26 protein-coding genes and 1 tRNA gene are annotated in these 24,142 nt (G+C 73.9%); 12 read left to right on the top strand and 15 right to left on the bottom strand.

Annotated elements, in window-relative coordinates; genetic code table 11:
• Positions 1–74: 74 nt before the first annotated feature.
• From C1N71_RS06060 to C1N71_RS06045, 4 genes are read right to left on the bottom strand one after another with little or no spacing between them, the layout of a single operon-like run.
• Positions 75–1,196: an ABC transporter ATP-binding protein gene (locus C1N71_RS06060; protein ID WP_254678120.1), complete on the bottom strand. Its 1,122-nt coding sequence runs from the start codon at positions 1,194–1,196 to the stop codon at positions 75–77.
• Complete coding sequence (locus C1N71_RS06055; RefSeq protein ID WP_175414122.1) at positions 1,172–1,990, bottom strand: ABC transporter permease; 819 nt, start codon at positions 1,988–1,990, stop codon at positions 1,172–1,174. The genes C1N71_RS06060 and C1N71_RS06055 overlap by 25 nt, the downstream gene beginning before the upstream one ends.
• Entirely contained in the window at positions 1,987–2,793 is an 807-nt protein-coding gene (modA, locus tag C1N71_RS06050) for a molybdate ABC transporter substrate-binding protein (protein WP_137755581.1), read from the bottom strand. Before modA ends, C1N71_RS06055 begins: the two co-directional genes overlap by 4 nt.
• Complete coding sequence (locus C1N71_RS06045; protein WP_137755580.1) at positions 2,790–3,182, bottom strand: TOBE domain-containing protein; 393 nt, start codon at positions 3,180–3,182, stop codon at positions 2,790–2,792. The genes modA and C1N71_RS06045 overlap by 4 nt, the downstream gene beginning before the upstream one ends.
• Before the next feature lie 108 nt (positions 3,183–3,290).
• On the opposite strand from C1N71_RS06045, the gene C1N71_RS06040 reads away from it, so the two are divergent.
• Genes C1N71_RS06040 through C1N71_RS06025 form a run of 4 tightly spaced genes read left to right on the top strand, consistent with a single transcriptional unit; the run spans position 3,291 to position 6,329 of the window.
• The gene (locus C1N71_RS06040) at positions 3,291–4,391 is read left to right on the top strand and encodes a ThiF family adenylyltransferase (protein ID WP_137755579.1); all 1,101 of its coding nucleotides are present in this window, start codon (positions 3,291–3,293) and stop codon (positions 4,389–4,391) included.
• Positions 4,388–5,620 (top strand): molybdopterin molybdotransferase MoeA, encoded by a 1,233-nt coding sequence (locus tag C1N71_RS06035; RefSeq protein ID WP_137755578.1) that lies wholly within the window; start codon positions 4,388–4,390, stop codon positions 5,618–5,620. The genes C1N71_RS06040 and C1N71_RS06035 overlap by 4 nt, the downstream gene beginning before the upstream one ends.
• Positions 5,617–6,099, top strand: a complete 483-nt coding sequence (gene moaC, locus C1N71_RS06030) for a cyclic pyranopterin monophosphate synthase MoaC (protein ID WP_137755577.1) — start codon at positions 5,617–5,619, stop codon at positions 6,097–6,099. Before C1N71_RS06035 ends, moaC begins: the two co-directional genes overlap by 4 nt.
• Positions 6,096–6,329: a MoaD/ThiS family protein gene (locus C1N71_RS06025; RefSeq protein ID WP_137755576.1), complete on the top strand. Its 234-nt coding sequence runs from the start codon at positions 6,096–6,098 to the stop codon at positions 6,327–6,329. The genes moaC and C1N71_RS06025 overlap by 4 nt, the downstream gene beginning before the upstream one ends.
• A gap of 23 nt (positions 6,330–6,352) precedes the next feature.
• Here C1N71_RS06025 and C1N71_RS06020 read toward each other — a convergent pair whose 3' ends face one another.
• The 3 genes from C1N71_RS06020 to C1N71_RS06010 are packed head-to-tail and all read right to left on the bottom strand — an operon-like array spanning position 6,353 to position 8,879.
• Complete coding sequence (locus C1N71_RS06020; protein WP_137755575.1) at positions 6,353–6,778, bottom strand: molybdenum cofactor biosynthesis protein MoaE; 426 nt, start codon at positions 6,776–6,778, stop codon at positions 6,353–6,355.
• The gene (locus C1N71_RS06015) at positions 6,775–7,254 is read right to left on the bottom strand and encodes a MogA/MoaB family molybdenum cofactor biosynthesis protein (RefSeq protein WP_137755574.1); all 480 of its coding nucleotides are present in this window, start codon (positions 7,252–7,254) and stop codon (positions 6,775–6,777) included. The genes C1N71_RS06020 and C1N71_RS06015 overlap by 4 nt, the downstream gene beginning before the upstream one ends.
• A gap of 41 nt (positions 7,255–7,295) precedes the next feature.
• On the bottom strand, positions 7,296–8,879 hold the full coding sequence (locus C1N71_RS06010) for a molybdopterin-dependent oxidoreductase (protein ID WP_137757221.1): 1,584 nt from the start codon (positions 8,877–8,879) through the stop codon (positions 7,296–7,298).
• 128 nt (positions 8,880–9,007) lie between these two features.
• Here C1N71_RS06010 and C1N71_RS06005 point away from each other — a divergent pair.
• A tRNA-Gly gene (locus C1N71_RS06005) sits at positions 9,008–9,081 on the top strand.
• Between the two features lie 20 nt (positions 9,082–9,101).
• Here C1N71_RS06005 and C1N71_RS06000 read toward each other — a convergent pair.
• From C1N71_RS06000 to C1N71_RS05990, 3 genes are all read right to left on the bottom strand, one after another.
• A complete protein-coding gene (locus tag C1N71_RS06000; RefSeq protein ID WP_137755573.1) occupies positions 9,102–9,770 on the bottom strand; it encodes a Pr6Pr family membrane protein in 669 nt (222 codons plus the stop codon).
• On the bottom strand, positions 9,767–10,456 hold the full coding sequence (locus C1N71_RS05995; protein WP_175414121.1) for a Pr6Pr family membrane protein: 690 nt from the start codon (positions 10,454–10,456) through the stop codon (positions 9,767–9,769). The genes C1N71_RS06000 and C1N71_RS05995 overlap by 4 nt, the downstream gene beginning before the upstream one ends.
• A 74-nt stretch (positions 10,457–10,530) precedes the next feature.
• Positions 10,531–11,928, bottom strand: coding sequence for a GH1 family beta-glucosidase (locus C1N71_RS05990; RefSeq protein ID WP_137755572.1), 1,398 nt, complete (start codon positions 11,926–11,928; stop codon positions 10,531–10,533).
• An 81-nt stretch (positions 11,929–12,009) separates the two neighbouring features.
• On the opposite strand from C1N71_RS05990, the gene C1N71_RS05985 reads away from it, so the two are divergent.
• Entirely contained in the window at positions 12,010–12,630 is a 621-nt protein-coding gene (locus C1N71_RS05985; RefSeq protein WP_137755571.1) for a hypothetical protein, read from the top strand.
• Between the two features lie 19 nt (positions 12,631–12,649).
• Here the strand turns inward: C1N71_RS05985 and C1N71_RS05980 are convergent, their stop codons facing one another.
• The 3 genes from C1N71_RS05980 to C1N71_RS05970 are packed head-to-tail and all read right to left on the bottom strand — an operon-like array spanning position 12,650 to position 14,712.
• The gene (locus C1N71_RS05980; protein ID WP_137755570.1) at positions 12,650–13,624 is read right to left on the bottom strand and encodes an Fpg/Nei family DNA glycosylase; all 975 of its coding nucleotides are present in this window, start codon (positions 13,622–13,624) and stop codon (positions 12,650–12,652) included.
• A gap of 18 nt (positions 13,625–13,642) precedes the next feature.
• Entirely contained in the window at positions 13,643–14,125 is a 483-nt protein-coding gene (locus tag C1N71_RS05975) for a ribose-5-phosphate isomerase (protein ID WP_137755569.1), read from the bottom strand.
• Positions 14,122–14,712, bottom strand: coding sequence for a mycothiol-dependent nitroreductase Rv2466c family protein (locus C1N71_RS05970; RefSeq protein WP_137757220.1), 591 nt, complete (start codon positions 14,710–14,712; stop codon positions 14,122–14,124). The genes C1N71_RS05975 and C1N71_RS05970 overlap by 4 nt, the downstream gene beginning before the upstream one ends.
• Positions 14,713–14,792: 80 nt before the next feature.
• Here C1N71_RS05970 and pepN point away from each other — a divergent pair, with 80 nt between their 5' ends.
• The 4 genes from pepN to C1N71_RS05950 are packed head-to-tail and all read left to right on the top strand — an operon-like array spanning position 14,793 to position 20,357.
• Complete coding sequence (gene pepN, locus C1N71_RS05965; protein ID WP_137755568.1) at positions 14,793–17,339, top strand: aminopeptidase N; 2,547 nt, start codon at positions 14,793–14,795, stop codon at positions 17,337–17,339.
• The gene (locus C1N71_RS05960) at positions 17,339–18,304 is read left to right on the top strand and encodes a mechanosensitive ion channel family protein (RefSeq protein WP_137755567.1); all 966 of its coding nucleotides are present in this window, start codon (positions 17,339–17,341) and stop codon (positions 18,302–18,304) included. The genes pepN and C1N71_RS05960 overlap by 1 nt, the downstream gene beginning before the upstream one ends.
• A 1-nt stretch (position 18,305) precedes the next feature.
• Positions 18,306–18,707 carry a globin gene (locus tag C1N71_RS05955; protein ID WP_217496041.1) on the top strand — a complete coding sequence of 134 codons (402 nt, stop codon included), beginning with the start codon at positions 18,306–18,308 and terminating at the stop codon, positions 18,705–18,707.
• 9 nt (positions 18,708–18,716) lie between these two features.
• On the top strand, positions 18,717–20,357 hold the full coding sequence (locus tag C1N71_RS05950; protein WP_137755565.1) for an FAD-binding dehydrogenase: 1,641 nt from the start codon (positions 18,717–18,719) through the stop codon (positions 20,355–20,357).
• Positions 20,358–20,373: 16 nt separating this feature from the next.
• Here C1N71_RS05950 and C1N71_RS05945 read toward each other — a convergent pair whose 3' ends face one another.
• Positions 20,374–20,988, bottom strand: a complete 615-nt coding sequence (locus C1N71_RS05945) for a hypothetical protein (RefSeq protein WP_137755564.1) — start codon at positions 20,986–20,988, stop codon at positions 20,374–20,376.
• Between the two features lie 105 nt (positions 20,989–21,093).
• On the opposite strand from C1N71_RS05945, the gene C1N71_RS05940 reads away from it, so the two are divergent.
• Complete coding sequence (locus tag C1N71_RS05940) at positions 21,094–21,957, top strand: acyl-CoA thioesterase (RefSeq protein WP_137757219.1); 864 nt, start codon at positions 21,094–21,096, stop codon at positions 21,955–21,957.
• Between the two features lie 2 nt (positions 21,958–21,959).
• On the top strand, positions 21,960–22,535 hold the full coding sequence (locus C1N71_RS05935) for a GNAT family N-acetyltransferase (RefSeq protein WP_217496040.1): 576 nt from the start codon (positions 21,960–21,962) through the stop codon (positions 22,533–22,535).
• A 27-nt stretch (positions 22,536–22,562) separates the two neighbouring features.
• On the opposite strand, the gene C1N71_RS05930 is transcribed toward C1N71_RS05935, so the two are convergent.
• A complete protein-coding gene (locus C1N71_RS05930) occupies positions 22,563–24,089 on the bottom strand; it encodes a CoA-acylating methylmalonate-semialdehyde dehydrogenase (RefSeq protein WP_137755563.1) in 1,527 nt (508 codons plus the stop codon).
• Between the last annotated feature and the right edge of the window lie 53 nt (positions 24,090–24,142).

Here is a 24,142-nt window from a genome sequence, read left to right as displayed (position 1 = left end):
CGCGCGGGGTTCGACGATCCCGCGTCCGCCCGTGGCGCAACGACCCATCCGGTGGGCCGTCCGCTCCGTACCGGTCAGCGCTGCACGAGGCGCACGGCATCGCGCGGCACGTGCAGCTCGACCTCGTCGCCGGGCGCGACCGCGAGCGCGGCGGCCTGCGCGATCGGCACCTCCGCCGCGACCGTCTGGCCGCCGGCACGCGTCGCGGTCACGATCCGCACGCCGCCGAGCGTCGCCTCGATGCGCACGATGCGCGCGCGCCACGCGTCGACCGATCCGTGGTCGGCCGCACCGACGGCGTCGCCGGGTGCGCGCACGGCCACGGCGGACGGCGGGAACACGGCGGCCGACGCACGTGGCGTCGCCCCGCGTGCGTCGCGCTGGGACGCCGGACGCAGCACGACATCGCCGTCGTCCGACGTCCACACGCCGCCGTCCTGCGTGCCCGTGAGCCGCACGAGCCCCGCGATCGCCGCGGCGAAGCGGCTCGCCGGCGCCTCGAGCACGCGGCGGACGGCGTCGTGCTGCACGATGCGGCCCTGCTCGAGGATCGCGAGGTCGTCGGCCACGGCGACGGCGTCGATGACGTCGTGGGTCACGAGCACCGTCGTCGTGCGCGTCGCGGCGACCTGCTCGGCGAGCACCGCCCGCACGTCGGCCGCCGTCTCGGCGTCGAGCGACGTCAGGGGCTCGTCGAGCAGCAGGAGGCGGGGGGCGGCTGCGAGGGCGCGCGCGAGCGCGACGCGCTGCTGCTGCCCGCCCGAGAGCGCCGCCGGTCGCCGCTCGGCGAGCGCACCGAGGCCGACGCGATCGAGCCACGCGCGTGCCTGGATGCGCGCCTCCCTGCCGCCCACGCCGTGCGATCGCAGGCCGAAGGCGACGTTCTGCGACGCCGACAGGTGCGGGAACAGCCGGGCGTCCTGGCCGAGCAGCACGGCGCCGCGGTGCATGGGCGCGACGCTGATGCGCGCATCGTCGACGACGCGATCGCCGATGCGGACGCTGCCGCGCGTCGGGCGGAGGAGGCCGGCCAGCGTGCGCAGCAGCGTCGACTTGCCGGCGCCGCTCGGCCCCATGACGGCGAGCACGCCGCCCGCGTCGACCTCGATCGCCGCGTCGAGCACGAGGTCGCCGCGCTCGACGACGAGCTCGGCGTCGAGCCCCGCCGTCGTCACCGCGGCGCTCCAGGACGCCACGCGCGGACGACGAGCAGGACGGCGACGGACGTGACGAGCAGCAGCAGCGACAGCGCGATGGCCGTGTCCTGGCTCACGCCCGCGCCGTTGAAGGCCGTGTAGATCGCGAGCGGCATCGTCTGCGTGACGCCCGGGGCGTTGCCTGCGAACAGCGCCGTCGCGCCGAACTCGCCGATCGCGCGGGCGAAGCAGAGGATGACGCCGGCGACGAGCCCCGGTGCGGCCAGCGGCAGGGTGACCCGCAGCAGGATGCGCCAGCGTCCCGCGCCGAGCGCCGCGGCCGTCTCCTCGTAGCCGACGCCGACCGAGCGCACGGCGCCCTCCACGGCGAGCACGAGGAAGGGCAGCGCGACGAAGGTCTGCGCGAGCACGACGGCCGGCGTCGTGAAGGGCACGCGGAAGCCCCAGTCGGCGAGGATCGGGCCGAGCCACCCGGTGCGGCCGAAGAGGAAGAGCAGCGCGACGCCGCCGACCATGGGCGGCAGCACGAGCGGCACGGTCACGATGGCGCGCAGCAGCGCTGCGAGCCGATCCCCAGCGCGCGCGATGCAGAGCGCGATGGGCACCCCCAGGACGACGCAGAGCGCCGTGGCCGCGAGCCCGGTCTGCAGCGAGAGCCCGAGCGCCGACAGCGCCGCGGGCGCCGTGACGTCGTCGACGATCGTCGACCAGTCGGCACGTCCGACGAGCGCGACGAGCGGCACCACGAGCAGCGCGATGCCGAGCACGACGGGCACGAGCAGCGATCGAGGCACGAAGCCGCGGCCGCTCGCCGCATCCGTCACGGCGCTCACGGCGCGCCGAAGCCGAGGCCGGCGAGCACCGCGCGCCCCTCCTCGCTCGTCACGAACGCGACGAAGGCCGCGGCGACGTCCGGATCGGCCGCGTCGTCGAGGGCGACGATCGGATACGTGTTCACGACCTGCTCGGCCCCCGCGACCTCGATGGACTCGACGTCGGCGCTGGCCGCCGCGTCGGTGACGTACACGAGTCCGGCGTCGGCCTCGCCCGCGGCGACCTTCGCCAGGACGGCGGTGACGGACTGCTCGGCGCTGTCGATCGACGGCACGACCCCGGCGTCCTCGAGCAGCGCCTGCGACGCGGCGCCGCACGGCACCTCGGGCGCGCACAGCACGACGGTGCGATCCGGATCGGCGAGGCCGTCCAGGCCCTCGACGTCGCCGGGGTCGCCGATCGGCACGACGAGCACGAGCGTGTTCGTCGCGAACGCCACGGGATCGGTCGCGAGGCCGGCCTCGACGACGCGGGCCATCGTCGCCTCGTCGGCGGAGGCGAAGACGTCGGCCGGCGCGCCCTCGACGATCTGGGTCGCGAGCGTCGACGAGCCGTCGTAGGCGATGGGGCGCACGTCGACGCCCGGATGCTGCGCCTCGAACTCGGCGGCGAGCTCGTCGAACGCCGTCGTGAGCGAGGCGGCGGCGAAGATCGTGAGCTCGCCGTCGAGGGCGGTCCCCTCGGTGGCTTGGGACGAGGCGGTCGGTGCGTCCTGCGCGCTCGCGCAGCCCGCGAGGGCGAGGGTCAGGGCGGCGACTGCTGCGGCGATCGGTGCGCGCGACGGCCGGGCTGCGGCGCTCATCGGCTCGGCGCCTCGACGATGACCGTCGTCGCCTTGACGACGGCGACGGCGAGCGAGCCCGGCTCGAGGGCGAGGTCGTCGACCGCCTCGGCGGACATGAGCGACACGACGCGATGCGGCCCCGCCTGCAGGTCGACCTGCGCCATCACGCCGTCGCGCTGCACGCGCGTCACGAGCCCGACGAAGCGGTTGCGTGCGCTCGAGAGCACGTCGGTGGGATCGGCCGCGGCGCTCGCGAGCGCGGCGGCGTGGGCCGCGAGCGGCGCGCCGGGGATGCGCACGGGGCTCTCGCCCGTCGTCGGCAGCGCGCCCTGCTCGACCCAGCGACGCACCGTGTCGTCGCTGACGCCGAGCAGTCGGGCCGCCTCGGCCACACGATAGGAGGTCATGGCCCGAACGTAGTCGCATCTGCGTCGCATGGAGAGGGTTCGGAGCCGCAGATGCGGCGGATCGCGGCACGACGTCCGATCCATGGGCGCACGGCCTAGCCTTGCGGCATGCCGCTGCCGCCGCTGGTCGAGCCCGTCGAGTCCCTGAGCGACGCCGAGCGCGCGCGCACCGCGAGGCATGCCGTGCTCGCGGGCTTCGGCGAGGTCGGCCAGCGTCGCCTCGCCGCCGCCCACGTCGCGGTCGTCGGCGCCGGTGGCCTCGGCTCCCCCGTCGTCCTCGCACTCGCCGCCGCCGGCGTCGGCACGCTGACGGTGATCGACGACGACGTCGTCGATTCCTCGAACCTGCAGCGGCAGGTGCTGCACCGGCTCGCCGACGTCGGCGCACGGAAGACGGCCTCCGCAGCGCGCGTCGCCGCCGACCTCTCGCCCGAGACGCACGTGCGCGAGATCCACGACCGGCTGGACGCGACGAACGCGCAGACCCTGCTCGCCGGCGCCCACGTCGTCGTCGACGGGTCCGACGCGTTCGCGACGCGCGCCGACGTCGCGGCCGCCTGCGAGCGCCTGGGCGTGCCGCTCGTGTGGGGCGTGGTGCAGGAGTTCCACGCGCAGGTGACCGTGCTGTGGTCGCGGCCGCCCGCGGGTGCCGATCCGGTGCTCCTGACGGACCTCTACCCGCCCGAGACGGTCGGCGACGTGCCGACGTGCGCGCAGGTGGGCGTGCTCGGTGCGCTGTGCCTGCAGGTCGGCGGCCTCATGGCCCTCGAGGTCGTGAAGCTCGTCGCCGGCATCGGCGAGCCGCTGCTCGGCCGCGTCGTCGTCGTCGACGCGCTGCAGGGCCGGCAGAGCGAGGTGCCGCTGCGGTCGTCGCGCGTCAGCCGGACCCCGGCCGCGGCGCCGACGCGACCCACCATCCCGCACGTCGCCCTGGCCGACGCCCTCGCGGCGCAGGCGGCAGGGGCCACGATCCTCGACGTCCGCGAGCCCGCCGAGACGGCGACGGGGGTCATCCCCGGATCCGTGCTCCTGCCGCTCGCCGACCTGCTCGCGAGGCCCGACGCGGTCGGCCCCGGCCCCGTCGTCGTCGTGTGCCAGCGCGGACCGCGCGCCGTCCGTGCCGCGGCTGCGCTGCGCGAGATGGGCGTCGAGGCATCCGTCCTGGCCGGCGGCATCGAAGCCCTCGGACAGGAAGGGCGGCCGGCATGAGCGGGATGCGCACCGTCGAGGAGCACCTCGGCGCCGTGCTCGCGCTCGTGCGCCCGCTGGGCACGCGCGTCGTGCCGGTGCAGGTGGCGCACGGCGCCGTCCTGCGCGTACCGGTGCTCGCCGCCAACGACATCCCGGCGTTCGACAACTCGGCGATGGACGGCTTCGCCGTGCGCCACGCCGACGTCGCCGCTGCGAGCGCCGACGCGCCCGTGCGACTCGCCGTCGTCGCCGACGTGCCCGCCGGCAGCGGCGCGGATCCTCGTCTCGAGGCCGGACAGGCGGCACGCATCATGACGGGCGCCGCGTTGCCGAGCGACGCCGACGCGATCGTGCCCTTCGAGGACACCCTCGGCGGCCTCGCCGACTCGCTCGACACGGCGGCCGTCGTCGCCGCTCCGCGCGCCGCGGGCGTCTTCGTGCGGCGCGCGGGGCAGGACGTGCGCCGCGGCGACGTGGTGCTCGAGGCGGGCGTGCGGATGGGCCCCCTGCAGTGCTCGGCGGCGGCGGCAGCGGGCGTCGGCGAGCTCGTCGTCTCCGAGCGCCCGCGGGTCGCGGTGGTGTCGACCGGCTCGGAGCTCGTGGAGCCCGGCGCGGCCCTGACGCGCGGCCGCATCCCCGACTCCAACGGGGTGCTGCTCGCGTCGCTCGCCCGCGACGCCGGCGCGGACGTCGTGCTGCAGGCGACGATCGACGACGAGGGCGCCGGCCTGCGGCGCCTCGTCGACGAGCTGGCGCGCACCGACCTCGTGATCCTCTCCGGCGGCGTGAGCGCCGGTGCCTACGAGGTCGTCCGCACCGAGCTCGCCGACGCGATGGACTTCGTGCGCGTCGCGATGCAGCCGGGCAAGCCGCAGGGCCTCGGACGGCTGCCGAGCGGCACGGTGCTCGTCGGCCTGCCCGGCAATCCGGTGAGCGCCGCCGTCTCGTTCGAGACCTTCGTGCGCCCCGCGCTGCTGGCGATGCAGGGCCGCGTCGGCGGCGAGCGACCGCGCCTGCGCCTGCCCGCGACCCAGGGATGGACGACGCCGCCTCGGCGACGCCAGCACCTGCCTGCCGTCGTCGATCGCAGCGATCCCGCTCGTTGGACCGTCGCGCCCGCCTCCGCGGGCGGCTCCGGCTCGCACCTCGCCGGCGGGCTCGGGCGCGCCGAGGCCTACGTCGTCGTGCCCGCCGAGGTCGAGGCCGTGGCGGTCGGCGACCTCGTCGATGTCATGCTGATCGCATGAGCCTCACGCACCTCGACGATGCCGGCCACGCGCGCATGGTGGATGTGACGGCGAAGCAGCCCACCGTGCGCTCGGCGAGCGCACGCGGGTTCGTGCGCTGCTCGCCCGAGGTCGTCCAGATCCTCCGCGACGGCTCCGCGCCGAAGGGCGACGTGCTCGCCGTCGCGCGCATCGCCGGCATCCAGGCCGCGAAGCGCACCCCGGACCTGCTGCCGCTCGCGCACGTCATCGGCGTGCACGGGGCCGTCGTGGACCTCGAGGTCGTCGACGGGGGCGTCGAGGTGGCCGCGACCGTGCGCACGGCCGACCGCACCGGCGTCGAGATGGAGGCGCTCACGGCGGTCTCCGTCGCGGCCCTCGCCATCGTCGACATGGTGAAGGGCATGGATCGCGCGACGTCGATCGAGCACGTCCGCATCACGGCGAAGGAGGGCGGCCGATCGGGCGCCTGGACCCGCGACGAGACGGGCGAGCGATGACGCGCGTGCGCTACTTCGCGGCCGCCGAGGAGCTCGCGGGCGTCGCGAGCGAGCAGCGCCATGAGCCTACGCTCGGCGCGCTCCGCGAGGCGCTCACGCGCGAGCGCCCCGGCCTCGGCGGCATCCTCCCCCGCTGCGCCGTCCTCGTCGACGGCGCACGCGTCGACGACGACGCACCGCTGGGCGACGACGTGCTCGTCGACGTCCTGCCCCCGTTCGCGGGCGGCTGACGACCGGGCACGACGAGCGCGGCTCAGCCGCCGAGTCCCTTCCAGGCGGTCGTGCCGTCGGCCTCCACCTGGCGCTTCCACATCGGCAGGTCCGTCTTGATGGTCTCGATGACGGCGCGGCAGACGTCGAACGCCTCCGCGCGGTGGGGCGAGGAGACCGCCACGACGACGGCGAGGTCGCCGACGGCGAGCCTCCCGACGCGGTGGCTCACGGCGACGCTCGCCCCCGTCCCGGCGACGGCGCGCTCGGCGATCGCGTGCAGCGTCGCTGCGGCGTCGGGATGCGCGGAGTACTCGAGCGCGACGACGGCGCCCGAGGCATCGGGATCGTGGTCGCGCACGCGCCCCACGAACGACGTCGTCGCGCCCGCCGCGGCGTCGTCGACGGCGTCGAGGTGCTCGGCGACGTCGAGCGGCGCGTCCCCGATGCGCGCGAGGCGCACGCTCACGGGTGGTCGGCGCCGTCGAGCTGATGGACGACGTGGGCCGCGACCGACAGCACCACCGGCATCCCCGTCGTCACCGCGTTCGGCGATCCCGGCAGGTTGACGACGAGCGCGCCCTGCGCGATGCCGGCGAGGCCGCGCGAGAGCATGCCCTGCGGGAGCTCGGCGGTGCCGAGCCTGCGCAGCTCCTCGGCGATGCCGGGCACGTGCACGTCGAGCACCTGCGCCGTGCCCTCCGGCGTCACGTCGCGCGGCGCGAGGCCCGTGCCGCCCGTCGTCACGACCACGCGGGCGCCCCCGGCGATCGCGGCGCGCAGCGCCTCGGCCACGCTGTCCACGCCGTCGGGCACGATCGTCGCGTCCGGGCAGTCGAAGCCCGCGGCGCGCAACGCGTCGACGGCGATGGGGCCGCCCGCGTCGCGGCGTGCGCCGCTCGCGGATCGGTCGGAGACGGTGATGACGGCGGAGAGGTGCGGCATGCGCTCACCCTACGCGCGACGGCGTTCGCGAGCGGCGCATCTCAGCCCCGCACGGTGACGAGCGGCCGCTGCCAGCCGGTCGAGCCGTCCGGCGCGATCGGGGCGCGCTCCTCGACCTGCAGCATCCCCGCCTTGTCCGTGGCGCGCACGGCGATGTAGTGGGTGCCCGGCGTCGCGTCCCACTCGAGGTACCACTGCACCCATGTGTCGTCGTTCACGGCCGTCGAGAGGGTCGCCTGCTGCCAGTCGCCGTTGTCGATCTGCACCTCGACCTTCTCGATGCCGACCGTCTGCGCCCACGCCATGCCCGCGATGGCGACGGTGCCGGCGTCGATCGGGGTGTCCGAGCGCGGCGTGTCGACGCGGGAGGAGAGCTTGATGGGCGCCTGGGCGCTGTAGCCGCGCGGCGTCCAGTAGGCCTCGTCCTGCGCGAAGGTCGTCACCTTGAGCCGCGTGACCCACTTCGTCGCCGAGACGTAGCCGTACAGGCCCGGCACGACCATGCGCACGGGGAAGCCGTGCTCGAGCGGCAGCGGCTCGCCGTTCATGCCGATCGCGAGGATGGCGTCGAGCGAGTCGTCCGTGAGCGATGCGAGCGGCGTGCTCGCGGTGTAGCCGTCGACGCTCTCGGACAGGACCATGTCCGCCCCGCTCTGCACGCCCGCCATCGCGAGGACGTCGCGGATGGGCACGCCGAGCCACGTCGCATTGCCGACGAGCCCGCCGCCGACCTGGTTCGAGACGCACGTGAGGGTGATGACGTACTCGTCGACCCCCATGTCGACGAGGTCCTGGAAGGAGAGCTCGACGCGCTGGTCGACCATGCCGTCGATGACGAGCCGCCAGGAGGAGGGATCCACCGCGGGCACCGTGAGCGCGGTGTCGACGCGGTAGAAGTCGGCGTTCGGCGTGAACAGCGGCGAGAGCCCCGGGATGTCGAGCTCGGCGCCGTCCGGGATCGTGACCGTCGAGCCGGGGGTCGGCAGTCGCAGCGCGTCGCGGATGGCCTCGATCGAGGAGGTGGCGGCCGAGGCGAGGCGTGCGCCGACGCCGGCGGCGACCGCGACGACGCTCGAGACGGCCGTGATGACGAGGAACTGCCGGCGATCGACCGCAGCGGTGCGCGACGCGCGCTCGGCGCCGGCGCCCGTGCGTGCGCCGTCGCGCCAGCCGCGCAGCCGTCGCCCGAGCACCAGGAGCAGCGCGGCGCCGGCCAGGGCGCCGAGGACCGTCGGCAGGAACGCGAGCGCAGCGCCGCCGGTGCGCGTCACGGCGGCTGCGGTCGCGAGGGCGCCCGCGAGCAGCACGACGGCGACGCCGAGCGGCGGCCGGACGAGCTGCAGGACGCCGCCGAGCGCGGACGCGATGGCCACGGCGAGGCCGAGGCCGGCGAGCAGCGCGACCTTGTCGGCGTCGCCGAACGTCGAGATCGCGAGCTCCTTGATCGGCTGCGGCACGACGTCGATGACGAAGGAGCCGACCGCGAGGATCGGGCTCGCGGTCGGCGAGACGAAGAACGCGACGGCCTCGGCGACGCCGAGGAACACGAGCCCGCTCGCGATGCCCGAGAGCGCGCCCCAGAGCAGGAACCGCCGTCCGCCGCGCCTGCTGTCGTGCCGTGCCATCATCGCCCGCCCTCCGTCGTCGACCGCGTGTGATCGTCGGCCTCGTGATGTGGTTCGGAGCGGTGCGACGGATGGATCCCGACGAGCGTGTAGCGTGGAGAGGTCGCGCGGCCCGGCCGCGCAGCGCCGGGGGTGTAGCTCAATGGTAGAGCTCCAGTCTTCCAAACTGGTGGCGCGGGTTCGATTCCCGTCACCCCCTCCAACCGACCTCCTCCGCGCGTCTCAGCCGGCCGCGGCCGGCTCGGCCTCCCGATGCCAGCGCCGCGCACCCAGGGCGTTGCCGACCGCGCGCACGCCGAGTGCGAGCAGCGCGAAGCCGACGATCATGACGCCGACGAGCGCTACGACGACGCCGTAGCCGCCGACGGCGTCGTCGGAGAAGAACGGGTAGGCGTACCAGCCGGTGAGCGCCTCGCGCACGAGCGACGCCGCGGCGTAGACGGCCGGCCACACCATCCACCAGCCGACGACGCGCAGCGGGATGCGCCGCCGCGGCGGCCAGAGGATCCAGTCCACGATGCCCGCTGCCGGCAGGACGAAGTGCACGACGGTGTTGACCCACGGGGTGATGCTCGAGATGTCCACGTCGGTGAGCAGCGTGTTGAACACGAGGCCGACGAAGGCGATGTAGACGACGGCCGCGCCGCGCAGCGCGACGTCGGTCGACGACGGATCGGTCCGGCCGCGGATGAGCCGCACGGCGCTCACGACGAACACGATCGAGATCATGATGTTCGAGAGGTTCGTGAAGTACCAGAAGTAGTCGGGCACGCTGTAGCCGCGTGGGATGTGGACCGCGACGAGCTGGTACGTCATCGCCGTGATCGACAGCGCGGCGGCGCCGAGCCGCAGCGCGATCGCGACGACGCGCGACGTGTGCGCGCCGCTCACGCGCGCCCGACCGCGTCCGGCTCGGCGGCGCCGGCGCCGCCTTCCTCCGCCTCGTCCTCCCAGCGACGCCCGTGCAGCCAGTTCCCGAGGCCCCACACGACGAGCGACAGCACGAGGAATCCGACGACCATCGCGAGGCAGAGCAGCAGCACGCCGCCGTAGCCGCCCGATCGCGCCGGGTCGAAGAAGGGATACGGGTAGAACCCGTCGACGAACCCGCCGCGGACGACGGCGGCGATCGCGTACACGGCGGGCCAGATCATCCACCAGCCGATCACGGACAACGGCAGCCGACGCCTCGGCGGCCAGAGGATCCAGTCGACGAGTCCCAGCACGGGCACGACGAAGTGCACGATGCCGTTGACCCACGGCCGCAGGGTGCCGAGGTCGACGTCGGTGAGCAGCGTGTTGAACACGAGGCCGACGAAGAGGATGTAGACGACCACGCCGCCGCGCACCGCGACGTCCGTCGCGCTCGGGTCGAGGCGCCCGCGGATGAGCCGGATCGCGCTCACGAGGAACACGATCGAGAGCATGATGTTCGACAGGTTCGTGAAGTACGAGAAGAAGTTCAGCACGCTGTAGCCGAGCGGGATGTGCACGGCGAGCAGCTGGTAGCCGACGGCGAACAGCGACAGCGTGGCGCCGGCCAGGCGCAGCACGATCGCCGCGGTGCGGGAGTCCATGGGGGAACCATAGCCGCGGTGCCGTGCCTCCCGATGGAGGGCGCGCGCGGTCTCGGCCGGGAGGTCGAACGCCGTCAGAGCGCGCGGTCGCGCGCGATGCGCTGGAAGGCGAGCGCGGAGTCCTTGGGCGTGCGCTCCTGCGTGTCGTAGTCGACGCGAACGAGTCCGAAGCGCTTGTGGTACCCCCACGCCCACTCGTAGTTGTCGAGCAGCGACCAGGCGAAGTAGCCCTCGACGGGCACGCCGGCGTCGATCGCGTCGAGGACGGCACCGAGGTGCGCCTCGAGGAACGCGACGCGCTCGGCGTCGTGCACGGCGCCGTCGGCAGCCACGACGTCGTCGTACGCCGCGCCGTTCTCGGTGACCCACAGGTCGACGAGGGCCGGACCGGCGTACTCCTCGTGCACGCGCTGCAGCAGGCGCGTGAGCCCCTCGGGCTGCACCTCCCACCCCATCGACGTCACCGGCAGCCCTCGCGGATGCGCGTGCACGCCGTCGGCGGCGGGATACGGCGAGCGCAGCTCACGGCTCGTCGGCGCATCCTGCTGCAGCGGCACCGCCGGCGCCTCGAACGAGACGGCGTCGCCGTGGTAGTAGTTCACGCCCAGCACGTCGATCGGCGCCGAGATCGAGCCGAGGTCGTTCGGCTGGATCGCATCCGCGAGGCCGAGGTGCCCGACGTCCGCCATGAGGTCCTCCGGGTACGCGCCGCGGAAGATGGGGTCGAGGAAGAACCGGTTGAACTGCCCGTCGATGCGGCGCGCCGCGTCGCGGTCGCCTTCGCTGTCGGGGTCGACGGGGTCGGCGACCGTGAGGTTCAGCGTGATGCCGACCCACGCGTCGGGCGCCGTGGCGCGGATGACGTCGACGCCCAGCCCGTGCGCGAGCAGGAGGTGGTGACCGGCGACGAGGCCGTCGCGCACGCTGCGCCGCCCGGGCGCATGCGCGCCCGCGGTGTACGAGAGGAACGACGAGCACCACGGCTCGTTGAGCGTCGTGATCGTCGGCACGCGGTCGCCGAGCGCCTCGACGACCGTCGCGGCGTACTCGGTGAAGCGGTCGACCGTCTCGCGCGACGTCCATCCGCCGCGCTCTTCGAGCGCCTGCGGCATGTCCCAGTGGTAGAGCGTCAGCCACGGGGCGATGCCCGCGTCGAGCAGCTCGTCGACGAGCCGCCGATAGAAGTCGAGCCCCTCCTCGTTCACCTCGCCGCCGTCCGGACGCACGCGCGACCAGCTGGTCGAGAAGCGGTACGACTGCACGCCCATGTCAGCCATGAGGCGCACGTCGTCGCGGTAGCGGTGGTAGTGGTCGCACGCGACCTCGCCGTCGTGGCCGTCGACGACGGCGCCGGGCACGCGTGCGAACGCATCCCAGATGGAGTCGGTGCGCCCGCCCTCGTGGGCGGCGCCCTCGATCTGGTAGGCCGCCGTGGCGGCGCCGAGCGTGAAGTCTTGGGGCAGCTGACGCACGCGCTCAGGCTACCCACCTATCGTGGTCTCGACAGCGCGTCGCCGACGGCGACCGCGAGAGCAGACGGGAGCACGTCGCACGTGAGCATCCGCCCGAGCGCAGGCAGCCGGCTCGCCGGACTCGGCCTCGTCGCCGTCGCCGTGGGCCTCATCGTCGCCTGCGTGCCGGCGCCCGTCGTGGCGCCCAGCGACCCCGACATCCCGAACGCATCGTCGACGCCCGCCTTCCCGAACCTCACGGATCCGCCGTCGACCGCGGGGCCGAGCGTGCCGCCCGTGCCGACGACGGCCCCCGGCGACTTCGCCTACGGCGACACGATCACGATCCACACCGACCAGGGCACGACGTGGGAGATCACGCCGCTGCGCTCGATCGACCCTGCCGACTCGATCGTGCAGCAGAACGGCTACCAGCCGACGCAGGGCCTGCGCGCCGTCATCCTCGAGCTCACGATCCGCAACGTCGGCGTCGTCACGACGCACCCGTACTACGACATGGCCTTCGCCTACCAGCCGGACAACGCGCCGCGGTACGACCAGAACTCGGGCGCGCTCATCGCAGCGCCGGACGACCTCGGCTACTACCCCGAGATCCAGATCGGCGAGTCGGTGACCGCGGAGATCGTGGTGCAGGTGCCCGAGAACGCGCCGGAGGGCTCGTGGGTCATCGGCGACGGCACGAGCGAGTACCGGTTCCGCTAGCGGCCCGGCTCCGGCAGCGTCAGAGCTGGCACCCGGGGCACCAGTACAGCTTGCGCTGCTGCATGACCTCGAGCGCGACCGTCGTGCCGCACCGCAGGCACGGCAGCCCCTCGCGCTTGTAGACCCAGTGCCGGTCGGCTCGGCTCGCCATCGCGCGCTCGAGGCGCGCTCCGCGGAGCCCGTCGATCGTGAGCATCTGCCCGGTCTCGACGCCGATGCGCAGCAGCCGCACCCAGTCGCGCCAGAGGCCGCGGAGCTCGTCCTGCGACAGCGAGCGCCCCGTGCGGTGCGGGGAGATCCGGGCGCGGAAGAGCAGCTCGGCGCGGTAGACGTTGCCGATGCCGGCGACGACCGTCTGATCCATGAGCAGCTGGCCGATCGGCTGCCGCGACCGCCCGGCGCGCAGGGCGAAGCGTCGCTCGGCGGCGGCCTTCGACTCGAAGAGCGCCTCCGGGTCGGGGCCGAGCCGCTCGGCGACGGCCTCCACCTCGTCGGCCTCGAGCACCTCGCAGACCGTCGGGCCGCGCAGGTCGGCGACCGCCGTCGGCGTGAGGATGCGCACGCGCACCTGCCCGACGGGCGGCGGCGGGAAGTCGGTCGCCTCGAGCGCCGACTCGGCCTCGCCCATCCGCAGCCGCGCGAGCCTCGGCGCGCCGATCGAGGCGAGCGAGTGCTCGAAGGCGCCGTCGGCGACCGTGCCGCGCATGCCCGTCTGCCCGGCGCGTCCGCCCGCGGAGCGCAGCGTGGCGTCCTCGGCGATCGCGCCGGCGAAGTCCCACGCGCCGTAGATGCCGAGGTGCACGTGCAGCCAGCGACCATCGAAGTCGAGCAGCAGGTGCTTGCCGATCGCGCGCGACGCCGTCATCGTGCGCCCGTCGAGCGATGCCGCGCCCTCGGCGAAGCGGCCCTGCGGTGAGGACAGCGCGCACGCATCGCCGACGAAGTTCGCGGCGAACTGCCGCGCGATGCGGTGGACGGAGTGGCCCTCGGGCATGCCTGCGGTGCCGCGCCGTCAGTCGAGCAGGCCCGCGATGCGGCCCGTCGTCTCGTACTCGGCGAGCTGCGCGATGCGGCGCGCATGGCGCTCGACGCCCGAGAACGGCGTCGCGAGGAAGCGATCGATGAGCGCGAGCATCTCGGCCTCGTCGTGCTGCCTCGCGCCGATCGCGATGACGTTCGCGTCGTTGTGCTCGCGCGCGAGCTCTGCCGTCGCGACGCTCCACACGAGCGCGGCCCGCACGCCCTCGACCTTGTTCGCGGCGATCTGCTCGCCGTTGCCCGAGCCGCCGAAGACGACCCCGAGGGCCTCGACGCCCGCGCGCTGGTCGACGACGACGGCACGGGCGGCCGCGATGCAGAAGGCGGGGTAGTCGTCCTCGGCGTCGAAGGCCGTCGGGCCGTGGTCGACGACCTCGTGGCCCGCGGCCTCGAGGTGCGCGACGAGCGTCTTCGAGTACTCGAAGCCGGCGTGGTCGGTCGCGACGTGGATCCTCACTGCGCGCCCTCGTGGAGCAGCGGCCCCACGGTGCGCGAGCGCTTGAGCTCGAAGAAGCCGGGCACGCTCGCCGCGGCGACGACGCCGTCGAAGAGGCGCAGCGCCTCGTCGCCCGTCGGCGCGGGGCTCACGACGGGGCCGAAGAAGGCGACGTCGTCGACCGCGACGACGGGCGTGCCGACGTCGTCGCCGACGAGGTCGATGGCCTCCTGGTGGCTCGCCCGCAGCTGCGCGTCGTACGCGTCGGTCTCGTCCGCGAGCGCGGCGTCGAGGCCGACCTCGGCGAGCGCCTCGGCGACGATGGCGTCGAAGTCGCGTCGCTCGCCGGGGTGGATGCGCGAGCCGAGCGCGTCGTAGAGCGGCTTCACGGCCTGCTCCCCCGCCGTCTCGCGGGCGGCGATGACGAGCCGGGTGAGGCGCAGCGAGCGTGGCATGCGCTTCGCGTACTCCTCCGGCAGGTCGCGGCCCTCGTTGAGGATCGCGAGGGACATGACGCGCCAGTCGACGTCGAATCCGCGCGTGCCGGCCACCTCGCCGAGCCACCGCGACGCCATCCACGCCCACGGGCACGTGGGGTCGAACCACATGCGTACCTGAGTCACGATGCCAGCGTAGCCGCGCGACTACGCTGGAGCGCACGCCCACGAAGCATCGCGAAGGAGCCAGCGTGCCCGCAGAGAACCTCACCCGCCAGGAGGCCCAGGAGCGCGCCGCGCTCATCGACGTCCAGTCGTACGACGTGGCGCTCGACCTCACGACAGGCGACGAGGTGTTCCGCTCGACGACGACCGTGCGCTTCTCCGCGCACCAGGCCGGTGCGTCGACCTTCATCGACCACATCGCGCGCGAGGTGCACGCCGTGACGCTCAACGGCGTCGCGCTCGACGTCGCCGAGGTCGTCGACGGGCCGCGCATCGCTCTGCCCGGCCTGCAGGTCGAGAACGAGCTCACCGTCGTCTCCGACGCGCTGTACGTCAACACCGGCGAGGGCCTCCACCGCTTCGTCGACCCCGTCGACGGCGAGGTCTACCTCTACTCGCAGTTCGAGGTGCCCGACTCGCGGCGCGTGTTCGCCGTGTTCGAGCAGCCCGACCTCAAGGCGACGTTCGCCTTCACGATCACGGCGCCCGCGCGCTGGCAGGTCGTCTCGAACCAGCCCACGCCCGAGCCGACCGTCGAGGGCGAGGTCGGCACGTGGCGCTTCGGCGCGACGCCGCGCATCTCGTCGTACATCACCGCGATCGTCGCCGGCCCCTACTGGGTGACGCGCGACGCGCTGACGAGCGCCTCCGGCGAGGAGATCCCGCTGGGCATCTTCTGCCGCGCCTCGCTCGCGGAGCACATGGACGCCGACGCGATCTTCGCGACGACGAAGGCGGGCTTCGCGTTCTACGAGGAGCACTTCCAGACGCCCTACCCGTTCGACAAGTACGACCAGCTCTTCGTGCCCGAGTTCAACGCCGGCGCGATGGAGAACGCGGGATGCGTGACGTTCACCGAGGCGTACGTCTTCCGCTCGAAGGTGACCGACGCCATCCGCGAGCGCCGCGTCGTGACGATCCTGCACGAGCTCGCGCACATGTGGTTCGGCGACCTCGTCACGATGCGCTGGTGGAACGACCTGTGGCTCAACGAGTCGTTCGCCGAGTGGGCGTCGACGCTCGCGACGGCCGAGGCCACCGAGTGGCGCCACGCGTGGACGACGTTCCAGGCGATGGAGAAGACCTGGGCGTACCGGCAGGACCAGCTGCCCTCGACGCATCCCATCGTCGCCGAGATCCGCGACCTCGAGGACGTGCAGGTCAACTTCGACGGCATCACGTACGCCAAGGGCGGCTCGGTGCTGAAGCAGCTCGTCGCCTGGGTGGGCCTCGAGGCCTTCATGCGCGGCCTCGCCGAGTACTTCCGGAAGCACGCCTACGGCAACACGGAGCTCTCCGACCTGCTCGTCGAGCTCGAGGCCGCGAGCGGGCGCGAGCTCGCCGGGTGGGCGTCGCAGTGGCTCGAGACCGCCGGCGTGAACACCCTGCGTCCCGAGCTCGCCACGACGCAGGACGGCATCATCACCGCGTTCTCGATCGAGCAGACGGCCACGGCCGAGCACCCGACGCTGCGCCCGCACCGCATCGCCGTCGGCTTCTACGCCGAGCGCAAGGGCCGCCTGCAGCGCATCCACCGCGTCGAGCTCGACATCGACGGGGCCTCGACGCCGGTGCCGCAGCTCGTCGGCCACCAGCGCCCCGACCTCGTGCTCCTCAACGACGACGACCTCGCGTACGCGAAGATCCGCCTCGACGAGCGGTCGACCTCGGTCGCGCTCGCAGGGCTGTCGCGCATCGAGGACCCGCTCGCCCGCGCGCTCGTGTGGGGAGCGGCGTGGGATGCGACGCGCGACGGCGAGACGCCCGCGAGCGACTACGTCGAGCTCGTGCTCGCGAACGTCGGCGCCGAGACCGAGTCGACGACCGTGCGCCTCGCGCTCGCGCAGCTCGCGCAGACCGTGCGCACCTTCGTCGCGCCCGAGCGTCGTGCCGGGCTGATCGAGACGACCGGCGACCGGCTGTGGGAGCTCGCGAGGCACGCGAAGGCAGGCTCCGACCTGCAGCTGCAGCTCGTGCAGGCCTTCGCGGGCCTCGCCTCCTCGGCGAGCCACGTCGCGACGCTGCAGGGTCTGCTCGACGGCTCCGAGACGCTCAAGGGCCTCGAGGTCGATGCCGACCTGCGCTGGCAGATCCTCGACGGCGTCGTGCTGAACGGCGCCGCAGGCGACGCGGAGATCGACGCGCTGCTCGCGACGGACGACACGGCGACCGGCCGCCAGTTCGCCGCGCGCGCTCGGGCGACGATCCCGACGGCCGAGGCGAAGGAGCGCGCGTTCGCGTCGGTCGCCGACGCCGCGGGCGCCTCGAACCTCATCGTGCGCTACACGGGCATGGGCCTGCAGCACGTGAACGACCCCGCCGACCTCGCCACCCTGATCGACCGCTACCACGCGGCGCTCGTGCCGATCTGGGAGTCGCGCACGTACCAGATCGCCGAGGGCCTCATCGTGGGCCTCTACCCGGCCGTCGTCGCGAGCGAGGAGCTCGCGGCTGCGACGCGCCGCTGGCTCGACGAGCACCCGGAGGTGCCGGCGCTGCGCCGCCTGGTGCAGGAGCAGCTCGCGGGCGTGGAGCGCGCGCTGCGCGTGCAGGAGCGAGACCGGCAGCGCTGATGCCGGACACCAGCGGGACGCTCCTCGGAGCCCTCAACGCGGCGTTGCCGTTCTGGGGGCCGATCATCGCGATCGCAGCCGTGCTGCTGCTCGCGCCGATCGTGTGGTGGATCGTGCGCACGATCATCGACCGCGTCGTGCAGAACATCGTCTCGGGTGCCAAGCGCAAGGCGTCGGTCGCCGACACCGAGGCTCTGCAGCGCTCGCCGCTCTACCACGTGCGCATCGTGCAGCGCACGAAGGCGATGGGCGGCGTGCTGCGCACCGTCGCGGCCTGGCTCATCGTCATCGTGACGCTCATCACCGTGCTCTCGCTCGTGGGCATCTCCGGATCCGCGCTCATCACCGCGGCGGGCCTCTTCGCCGCCGCGCTCGGCATCGGTGCGCAGAACGTGGTGAAGGACGTGCTGACGGGGCTGCTCATGGTGCTCGAGGACCAGCTGGGCATCGGCGACATCGTCGACCTCGGCATGGCGACGGGCGTCGTCGAGCAGGTGGGCATCCGCGTGACGCAGGTGCGCGACGTCAACGGCACGCTCTGGTACGTGCGCAACGGCGAGGTGAACCGCGTCGGCAACATGTCGCAGGGCTGGGCGCGCGTCGTCGTCGACCTCGGGATCCCGTACGAGGCGGACGTCGACGGCGCGCAGGAGCGCATCCTCGCGACGGCGCGCGCGCTCGCCGCGGAGCCGAAGTGGGCGACGCGCGTCATCGGCGAGCCCGAGCTGTGGGGCATCGAGTCGGTGTCGGACGACGTCATCGTCGTGCGCGTCACGATGAAGGTGCGCACGCAGTCGCGCGACGACGTCGCCCGCGAGCTGCGCGCGAGGCTCGCGCGCGACCTGCGCGCCGCCGGCATCCCCCTCCCCTCCCTCGCGCAGGTCGTGCTCGAGGGCATGGAGGGTGCCGCGAGCGTCTCGGGCGCACGCCCGCCGCGCACGGCCGAGGTGCCGAGGCAGGACTGACGTGACGTTCTACGAGCAGGTCGGCGGCCGAGCGTTCTTCGAGCGCCTCGTCGACGCGTTCTATGCCGGCGTCTGGACGGACGACGTGCTGCGACCCATGTATCCGCAGGACGACTACGCCGGCGCGAAGGAACGGCTCACGGGCTTCCTCGAGCAGTACTGGGGCGGCCCCGGCACCTACTCCGAGCAGCGCGGGCATCCGCGGCTGCGCATGCGGCACGCGCCGTTCCCGATCGACCCGGAGGCGCGCGATCGGTGGCTGCACCACATGCGCGCCGCCGTCGACGTCGCCGATCCACCGCCGCTGCTGCGCGAGGAGCTGCTCGACTACCTCGACCGCGCCGCGCACGCGATGGTGAATCGCAATCCCGCGTTCCGCACCGACCCGCCGACGACCCTCTAGGAGGCCGACGTGCCCACCACGCACAGCGACGTGCTCGTCATCGGGGCCGGCCTCGCCGGCCTCGTCGCCGCACGGGAGGCGGTGCGCGCCGGGCGCACCGTGACGATCGTCGACCAGGAGCCCGCAGCCTCGTTCGGCGGACAGGCGTGGTGGTCGTTCGGCGGCGTCTTCCTCGTCGACTCGCCCGAGCAGCGCCGTCTCGGCATCCGCGACTCGCTCGAGCTCGCTCGCGACGACTGGTTCCGCACGGCGGGCTTCGACGACGCGGGCGACGAGTGGGGCAGGCAGTGGGCGGACGCGTTCGTCGAGTTCGCGGCGGGCGAGGCGCGCGGATGGCTGCACGACCTGGGCGTTCGGTTCTTCCCCGTCGTCGGCCACGCGGAGCGCGGCGACGGCACGCGTGGCAACTCGGTGCCGCGCTTCCACATCGTGTGGGGCTCCGGCCCCGGCGTCGTCGCCCCGTTCACGCGCGCCGCGCGCGACGGCGTCGCAGCGGGGCTCGTGACGATCCGCATGCGCCACCGCGTGGACGCGCTCGTCGTCGAGGACGGGCGCGTGACGGGCGCGCGCGGCGCGGTGCTCGCGTCCGACGTGGCCGTACGCGGCGAGTCGTCGAATCGCGACGTCGTCGGCGACTTCGTGCTCACGGCCGACCACGTCGTCGTCGCCACCGGCGGCACGGGCGGTGCGCTCGAGGCCGTCGCGCGCGACTGGCCCGAGCGGCTCGGCGCCATGCCGACCGCCCCGCTCGTCGGCGTGCCCGCGCACGTCGACGGTCGCGGCCTCGACGTCGCCGAGGCCGCGGGCGCGCACGTCGTGCACCGCGATCGCATGTGGCACTACACCGAGGGCCTGCAGAACTGGGATCCCGTGTGGCCGCACCACGGCATCCGCATCCTCCCCGGCCCCTCGAGCCTGTGGGTCGACAGCGTCGGCGACCGGCTGCCAGCGCCCCTCTACCCCGGCTTCGACACGCTCGGGACGCTCGAGCACCTGCGTCGCGGCGGCCACGAGCACTCGTGGTTCGTGCTCACCTCGACGATCCTGCGGAAGGAGATCGCGCTGTCGGGCTCAGAGCAGAACCCCGACTTCACCGACCGCAGCCTCCGGCTCGTGCTCGACCGCATCCGGCACGGCTCGGTCGGCGTGCAGGGGTTCCTGCACCACGGCGAGGACGTCGTCGTCGCCCCGACGCTCGACGCGCTGCTCGATGGCATGCGCGCGCTCGAGCCGGGCCTGGATGCGACACGCGTGCGCCGCGCGGTCGAGCAGCGCGACCGCGGCATCGACGCACCGGGCACCGATCCGCAGATCGCCGCGATTAACGCGGCACGCGAGCTCGTCGGCGAGCGCCTCGTGCGCACCGCTCCCCCGCACCGCATCACGGATGCCGCGCACGCGCCGCTCGTTGCGTTCCGCCTGCGCACCCTCACGCGGAAGTCGCTCGGCGGCATCCTCACCGACCTCGACGCGCGCGTGCTCGGCACGCGTCCGGACGGCACGACCGGCCCGATCCCGGGCCTCTACGCCGTCGGCGAGGCGGCCGGCTTCGGCGGCGGCGGCGTGCACGGCTACCGCTCGCTCGAGGGCACGTTCCTCGGGGGCTGCCTGCACTCGGGGCTGCGCGCGGGCCGCGCGATCGTGCGCTGACGGCTCGTCGGCGCCGTCAGCGCACGAGCACGTCGCCGAGGCGCGTCGACGCGCGCGTCCAGGCACCCACGCCCGTCACGGACACGGGGTCGGCACCGAGGAAGCCGAGGCCCTCGAGCGCGGCGCAATGGCCGAGCGTGAGCGGATGCCCCTCGAGCCCCTGGCTCCACAAGGCCCGGCGCACACGGCGCACGACCGCGTCGCCCGGACTCGCGGGCAGCTCGCGCTCGACGCGCGCGGCCGCGGCGCTCGACCCGAGCCGCACGTCGTCGGCCGAGACCTCGCCGAGCGGCTGCCAGCCCGTGCGCGGTGCGGACACCGACGCCCAGGCGGGCAGCGTCTCGGCCGCGGGGACGTCGAGGTCGGCGCCCTCGCCGAGCGCGTCCATGACGGCGTCGGCGGGCACGACCGCGTCGAAGTCGGCTGCGGCCCGCATGCGCACGGCACGCATCCCGAGGATCGTCGGGCCGGCGTCGAGCAGGCCGCTCGAGACCGTGAGCGGCACCGTCACGAGCACGACGTCGCCGTGCGCCGTGAGCCGCACGCTCGACTCGCCGAACCGTCCGGCGCGCCCGAGCAGCGTGCGCACGTCGGCGCGGGCGCGATCGTCGACCGCGAGCAGGGAGGGCATGCCTCCAGCGTACGGCGCGAGCGTCCGACGACCACGCCGGCGCTGGCTAGGCTGGCAGCCGTGACCGCCGCGCCCGACCTGCCCCCGCCGCCGCCGTCCGACCCCATGGCGCTGCTGCGCGACACCCTCGACCTCGTCGACACCGGCGCGCGCACGAGCGAGGACATCTTCACGGGGCCGAGCCACTGGATGCCCCTCGGCCGCGTCTACGGCGGGCAGGTCATGGCGCAGGCGGTCGTCGCCGCGCAGCGCACCGTCGACGACGATCGCCGCATCCACTCGGTGCACGGGTACTTCCTGCGCCCCGGCGACGTCTCGCAGCGCATCACGTTCTCGGTCGACCGCATCCACGACGGCCGCTCGTTCGCGACGCGTCGCACGCAGGCGTACCAGGGCGGCGTGCCGATCCTGTCGATGATCGCGTCGTTCCAGCACGACGACGGTGGCGCGGAGTCGTCCACGCCGATGCCCGAGGGCATGCCCGACCCCGAGTCGCTGCCGTCGGCGGCCGAGCTGCTCGGCGGCATCGACCACCCCGTCGCGCAGCACTGGTCGCGCGGTCGGCCGTTCGACCTGCGGCACGTCGAAGGGCCCGTGTACCTGCACGACCGCGATAGGCCGCGCACGGGCGTGCAGCACGTGTGGATCAAGGCGATCGGCCCCGTCGGCGACGACGACGCCAGCCATCGCGCCGCCCTCGCCTACCTCTCCGACTACGCGATCCTCGAGCCCGTGCTGCGCCTGCACGGCTACGCATGGGCGTCGCGCGACATCAAGGTCGCGAGCCTCGACCACGCCGTGTGGTGGCACCGACCGGCGCGCGTCGACGACTGGCTGCTCATGACCTTCGAGGTCTCGTCGACCGGCGGCGGTCGCGGCCTCACGCTCGCACGCATCCACGATCGCGACGGCCGGCACGTCGCGACGGTCGCGCAGGAGGGCATGGTGCGCCTGCCCAGCGAGGGCTGAGCGTGCCCGTCGCGCCCATCGACCCCGCCGCCGCGACCGCGATCCTCGACGCCGCGCTGCCGCTGCGCACCGACCGGCTCGTGCTGCGCGCGTTCGCGCCGCACGACCTCGACGCGTTCCGCGCCTACCAGTCGGATCCGGCCACCGTGCGCTACCTGTGGCGTCCGCCGCTCACCGAGCAGCAGCTGGCGGCGCGCGTGTCCGAGGCGCCCGTGCTCGCGAAGGACGGCGACGCATACGGCATCGCCATCGAGCACGCCGGCGCGCTCGTCGGCGAGACCGTCGTGAAGCTGACGGATGCCGCCGCCCGCCAGGCGGAGATCGGCTGGATCCTCGCACCCGAGCACCGCGGACGCGGCTACGCCCTCGAGGCCGGGCGGGCCGCGCTCGACCTCGCTCTCGCGATCGGCGCGCACCGCGTGACCGCCGTGCTCGACCACGAGAACCAGGCCTCGGCGCGCATCGCCGAGCGGCTGGGGATGCGCCGCGAGGCCGTGCTGCTCGAGGACGGCGTCAACGGCGCGACCGGAGAGCTCGGCTCGACGGAGATCTGGGCGATCCTCGCCCGCGAGCGCTGACGCGGCGCGCGCGGGCGAGGGCCGGCGTCAGTTCTGCGGGAAGCCGAGGTTGAGGCCGCCGTGGCTCGGGTCGAGCCAGCGGCTCGTCACGACCTTCTCGCGCGTGAAGAACTGGTAGCCGTGGGGGCCATAGGCCTTGCCCTGGCCGAAGATCGACGACTTCCAGCCGCCGAACGAGAAGTAGCCGACGGGCACGGGGATCGGCACGTTGACGCCGACCATGCCGACCTCGACCTCGTGCTGGAAGCGGCGCGCGGCGCCGCCGTCGTTCGTGAAGATCGCGGTGCCGTTGCCATACGGGTTCGCCGCGATGAGCGCCATGCCCTCCTCGTAGCTGGCGACGCGGACCACGGAGAGCACGGGCCCGAAGATCTCGTCGCGGTACACGGCCGACGACGGGTCGACGTGGTCGACGAGCGTCGGACCGAGCCAGAACCCGTCCGGCTCGCCGTCGAACTCCGCATCGCGCCCGTCGACGACGAGCGTCGCGCCGTCCGCCGTCGCGACGTCGAGGTAGCCGGCGACCTTGTCGCGATGCACCTGCGTGATGAGCGGACCCATGTCGCACGACCGGCGGCCGTCGCCCGTGCGGATGCCTGCCATCTTCGCCGCGATGCGCTCCACGAGCTCGTCGGCGATCGACTCGACCGCGACGACGACGGAGATCGCCATGCAGCGCTCGCCCGCCGAGCCGAAGCCGGCGTTCACCGCGGCGTCGGCCGTGAGGTCGAGGTCGGCGTCGGGCAGCACGAGCATGTGGTTCTTCGCGCCGCCGAGCGCCTGGACGCGCTTGCCCTCGCGCGATGCCGTCTCGTAGACGTACTGGGCGATCGGCGTCGACCCGACGAACGAGATGGCGGCGACGTCGGGATGCGTGAGCAGCGCGTCGACGGCCTCCTTGTCGCCGTGGACGACGTTGAAGACGCCGTCGGGCAGGCCCGCCTCGCGGTAGAGCTCGGCGATGAGGATGGACGCCGACGGATCCTTCTCGCTCGGCTTGAGCACGACGGCGTTGCCCGCCGCGATCGCGATCGGCGCGAACCACAGCGGCACCATCGCGGGGAAGTTGAAGGGCGAGATGATGCCGACGACGCCGAGCGGCTGGCGCAGCGAGTACACGTCGACGCCGGTCGACACGTTCTCGGTGAACTCGCCCTTCGTCAGCAGCGGGAACGCCGTGGCGAGCTCGACGACCTCGAGGCCGCGCGCGACCTCGCCGAGCGCATCCGAGATCACCTTGCCGTGCTCGCTCGTGATGACCTCGGCGAGCTCCTGCCTGCGCGCCGCGACGAGCTCGCGGAACGCGAACATGACCTGCTGCCGCTTCGCGACGGACGTGTCGCGCCAGCCCGCAGCGGCGGCCTTCGCGATCGCGACCGCCTCGCCGAGCTCCTCGGCGGTGGCGAGCGGGACCTCGCGGATCTGCCGGCCGAGCGCGGGGTCGAAGACGGGGGCCGTGCGGCCTCCCGTCGCCGTGCGGCGCTCGCCGCCGATCCAATGCGGGATCGGCTCGATCGTCGTCGCCTGCGCCGTGTGCTCGGCAGTGGAGGTCATCGCTGGTCCTTCCGTCGGTGCTCGTCAGCGTAGCGACCGGCGGCCGGGCCCCG

The sequence above is a fragment of the Agrococcus sp. SGAir0287 genome (genome assembly GCF_005484985.1).
In the GTDB taxonomy this organism is placed as follows: domain Bacteria; phylum Actinomycetota; class Actinomycetes; order Actinomycetales; family Microbacteriaceae; genus Agrococcus.
Note: the sequence above shows the minus strand (reverse complement) of the source record. Positions and strands in the feature narration are given on the sequence as shown.

Excerpts from the sequence above, each read along its gene's own strand:
- modA (WP_137755581.1), bottom strand. The coding sequence starts at position 2,793 with ATGAGCGCCGCAGCCCGGCCGTCGCGCGCACCGATCGCCGCAGCAGTC.
- C1N71_RS06045 (WP_137755580.1), bottom strand. The coding sequence starts at position 3,182 with ATGACCTCCTATCGTGTGGCCGAGGCGGCCCGACTGCTCGGCGTCAGC.
- C1N71_RS06040 (WP_137755579.1), top strand. The coding sequence starts at position 3,291 with ATGCCGCTGCCGCCGCTGGTCGAGCCCGTCGAGTCCCTGAGCGACGCC.
- C1N71_RS06035 (WP_137755578.1), top strand. The coding sequence starts at position 4,388 with ATGAGCGGGATGCGCACCGTCGAGGAGCACCTCGGCGCCGTGCTCGCG.
- moaC (WP_137755577.1), top strand. The coding sequence starts at position 5,617 with ATGAGCCTCACGCACCTCGACGATGCCGGCCACGCGCGCATGGTGGAT.
- C1N71_RS06025 (WP_137755576.1), top strand. The coding sequence starts at position 6,096 with ATGACGCGCGTGCGCTACTTCGCGGCCGCCGAGGAGCTCGCGGGCGTC.
- C1N71_RS06015 (WP_137755574.1), bottom strand. The coding sequence starts at position 7,254 with ATGCCGCACCTCTCCGCCGTCATCACCGTCTCCGACCGATCCGCGAGC.
- C1N71_RS06010 (WP_137757221.1), bottom strand. The coding sequence starts at position 8,879 with ATGGCACGGCACGACAGCAGGCGCGGCGGACGGCGGTTCCTGCTCTGG.
- C1N71_RS05995 (WP_175414121.1), bottom strand. The coding sequence starts at position 10,456 with ATGGACTCCCGCACCGCGGCGATCGTGCTGCGCCTGGCCGGCGCCACG.
- C1N71_RS05980 (WP_137755570.1), bottom strand. The coding sequence starts at position 13,624 with ATGCCCGAGGGCCACTCCGTCCACCGCATCGCGCGGCAGTTCGCCGCG.
- C1N71_RS05970 (WP_137757220.1), bottom strand. The coding sequence starts at position 14,712 with ATGTGGTTCGACCCCACGTGCCCGTGGGCGTGGATGGCGTCGCGGTGG.
- C1N71_RS05960 (WP_137755567.1), top strand. The coding sequence starts at position 17,339 with ATGCCGGACACCAGCGGGACGCTCCTCGGAGCCCTCAACGCGGCGTTG.
- C1N71_RS05945 (WP_137755564.1), bottom strand. The coding sequence starts at position 20,988 with ATGCCCTCCCTGCTCGCGGTCGACGATCGCGCCCGCGCCGACGTGCGC.
- C1N71_RS05940 (WP_137757219.1), top strand. The coding sequence starts at position 21,094 with ATGGCGCTGCTGCGCGACACCCTCGACCTCGTCGACACCGGCGCGCGC.
- C1N71_RS05930 (WP_137755563.1), bottom strand. The coding sequence starts at position 24,089 with ATGACCTCCACTGCCGAGCACACGGCGCAGGCGACGACGATCGAGCCG.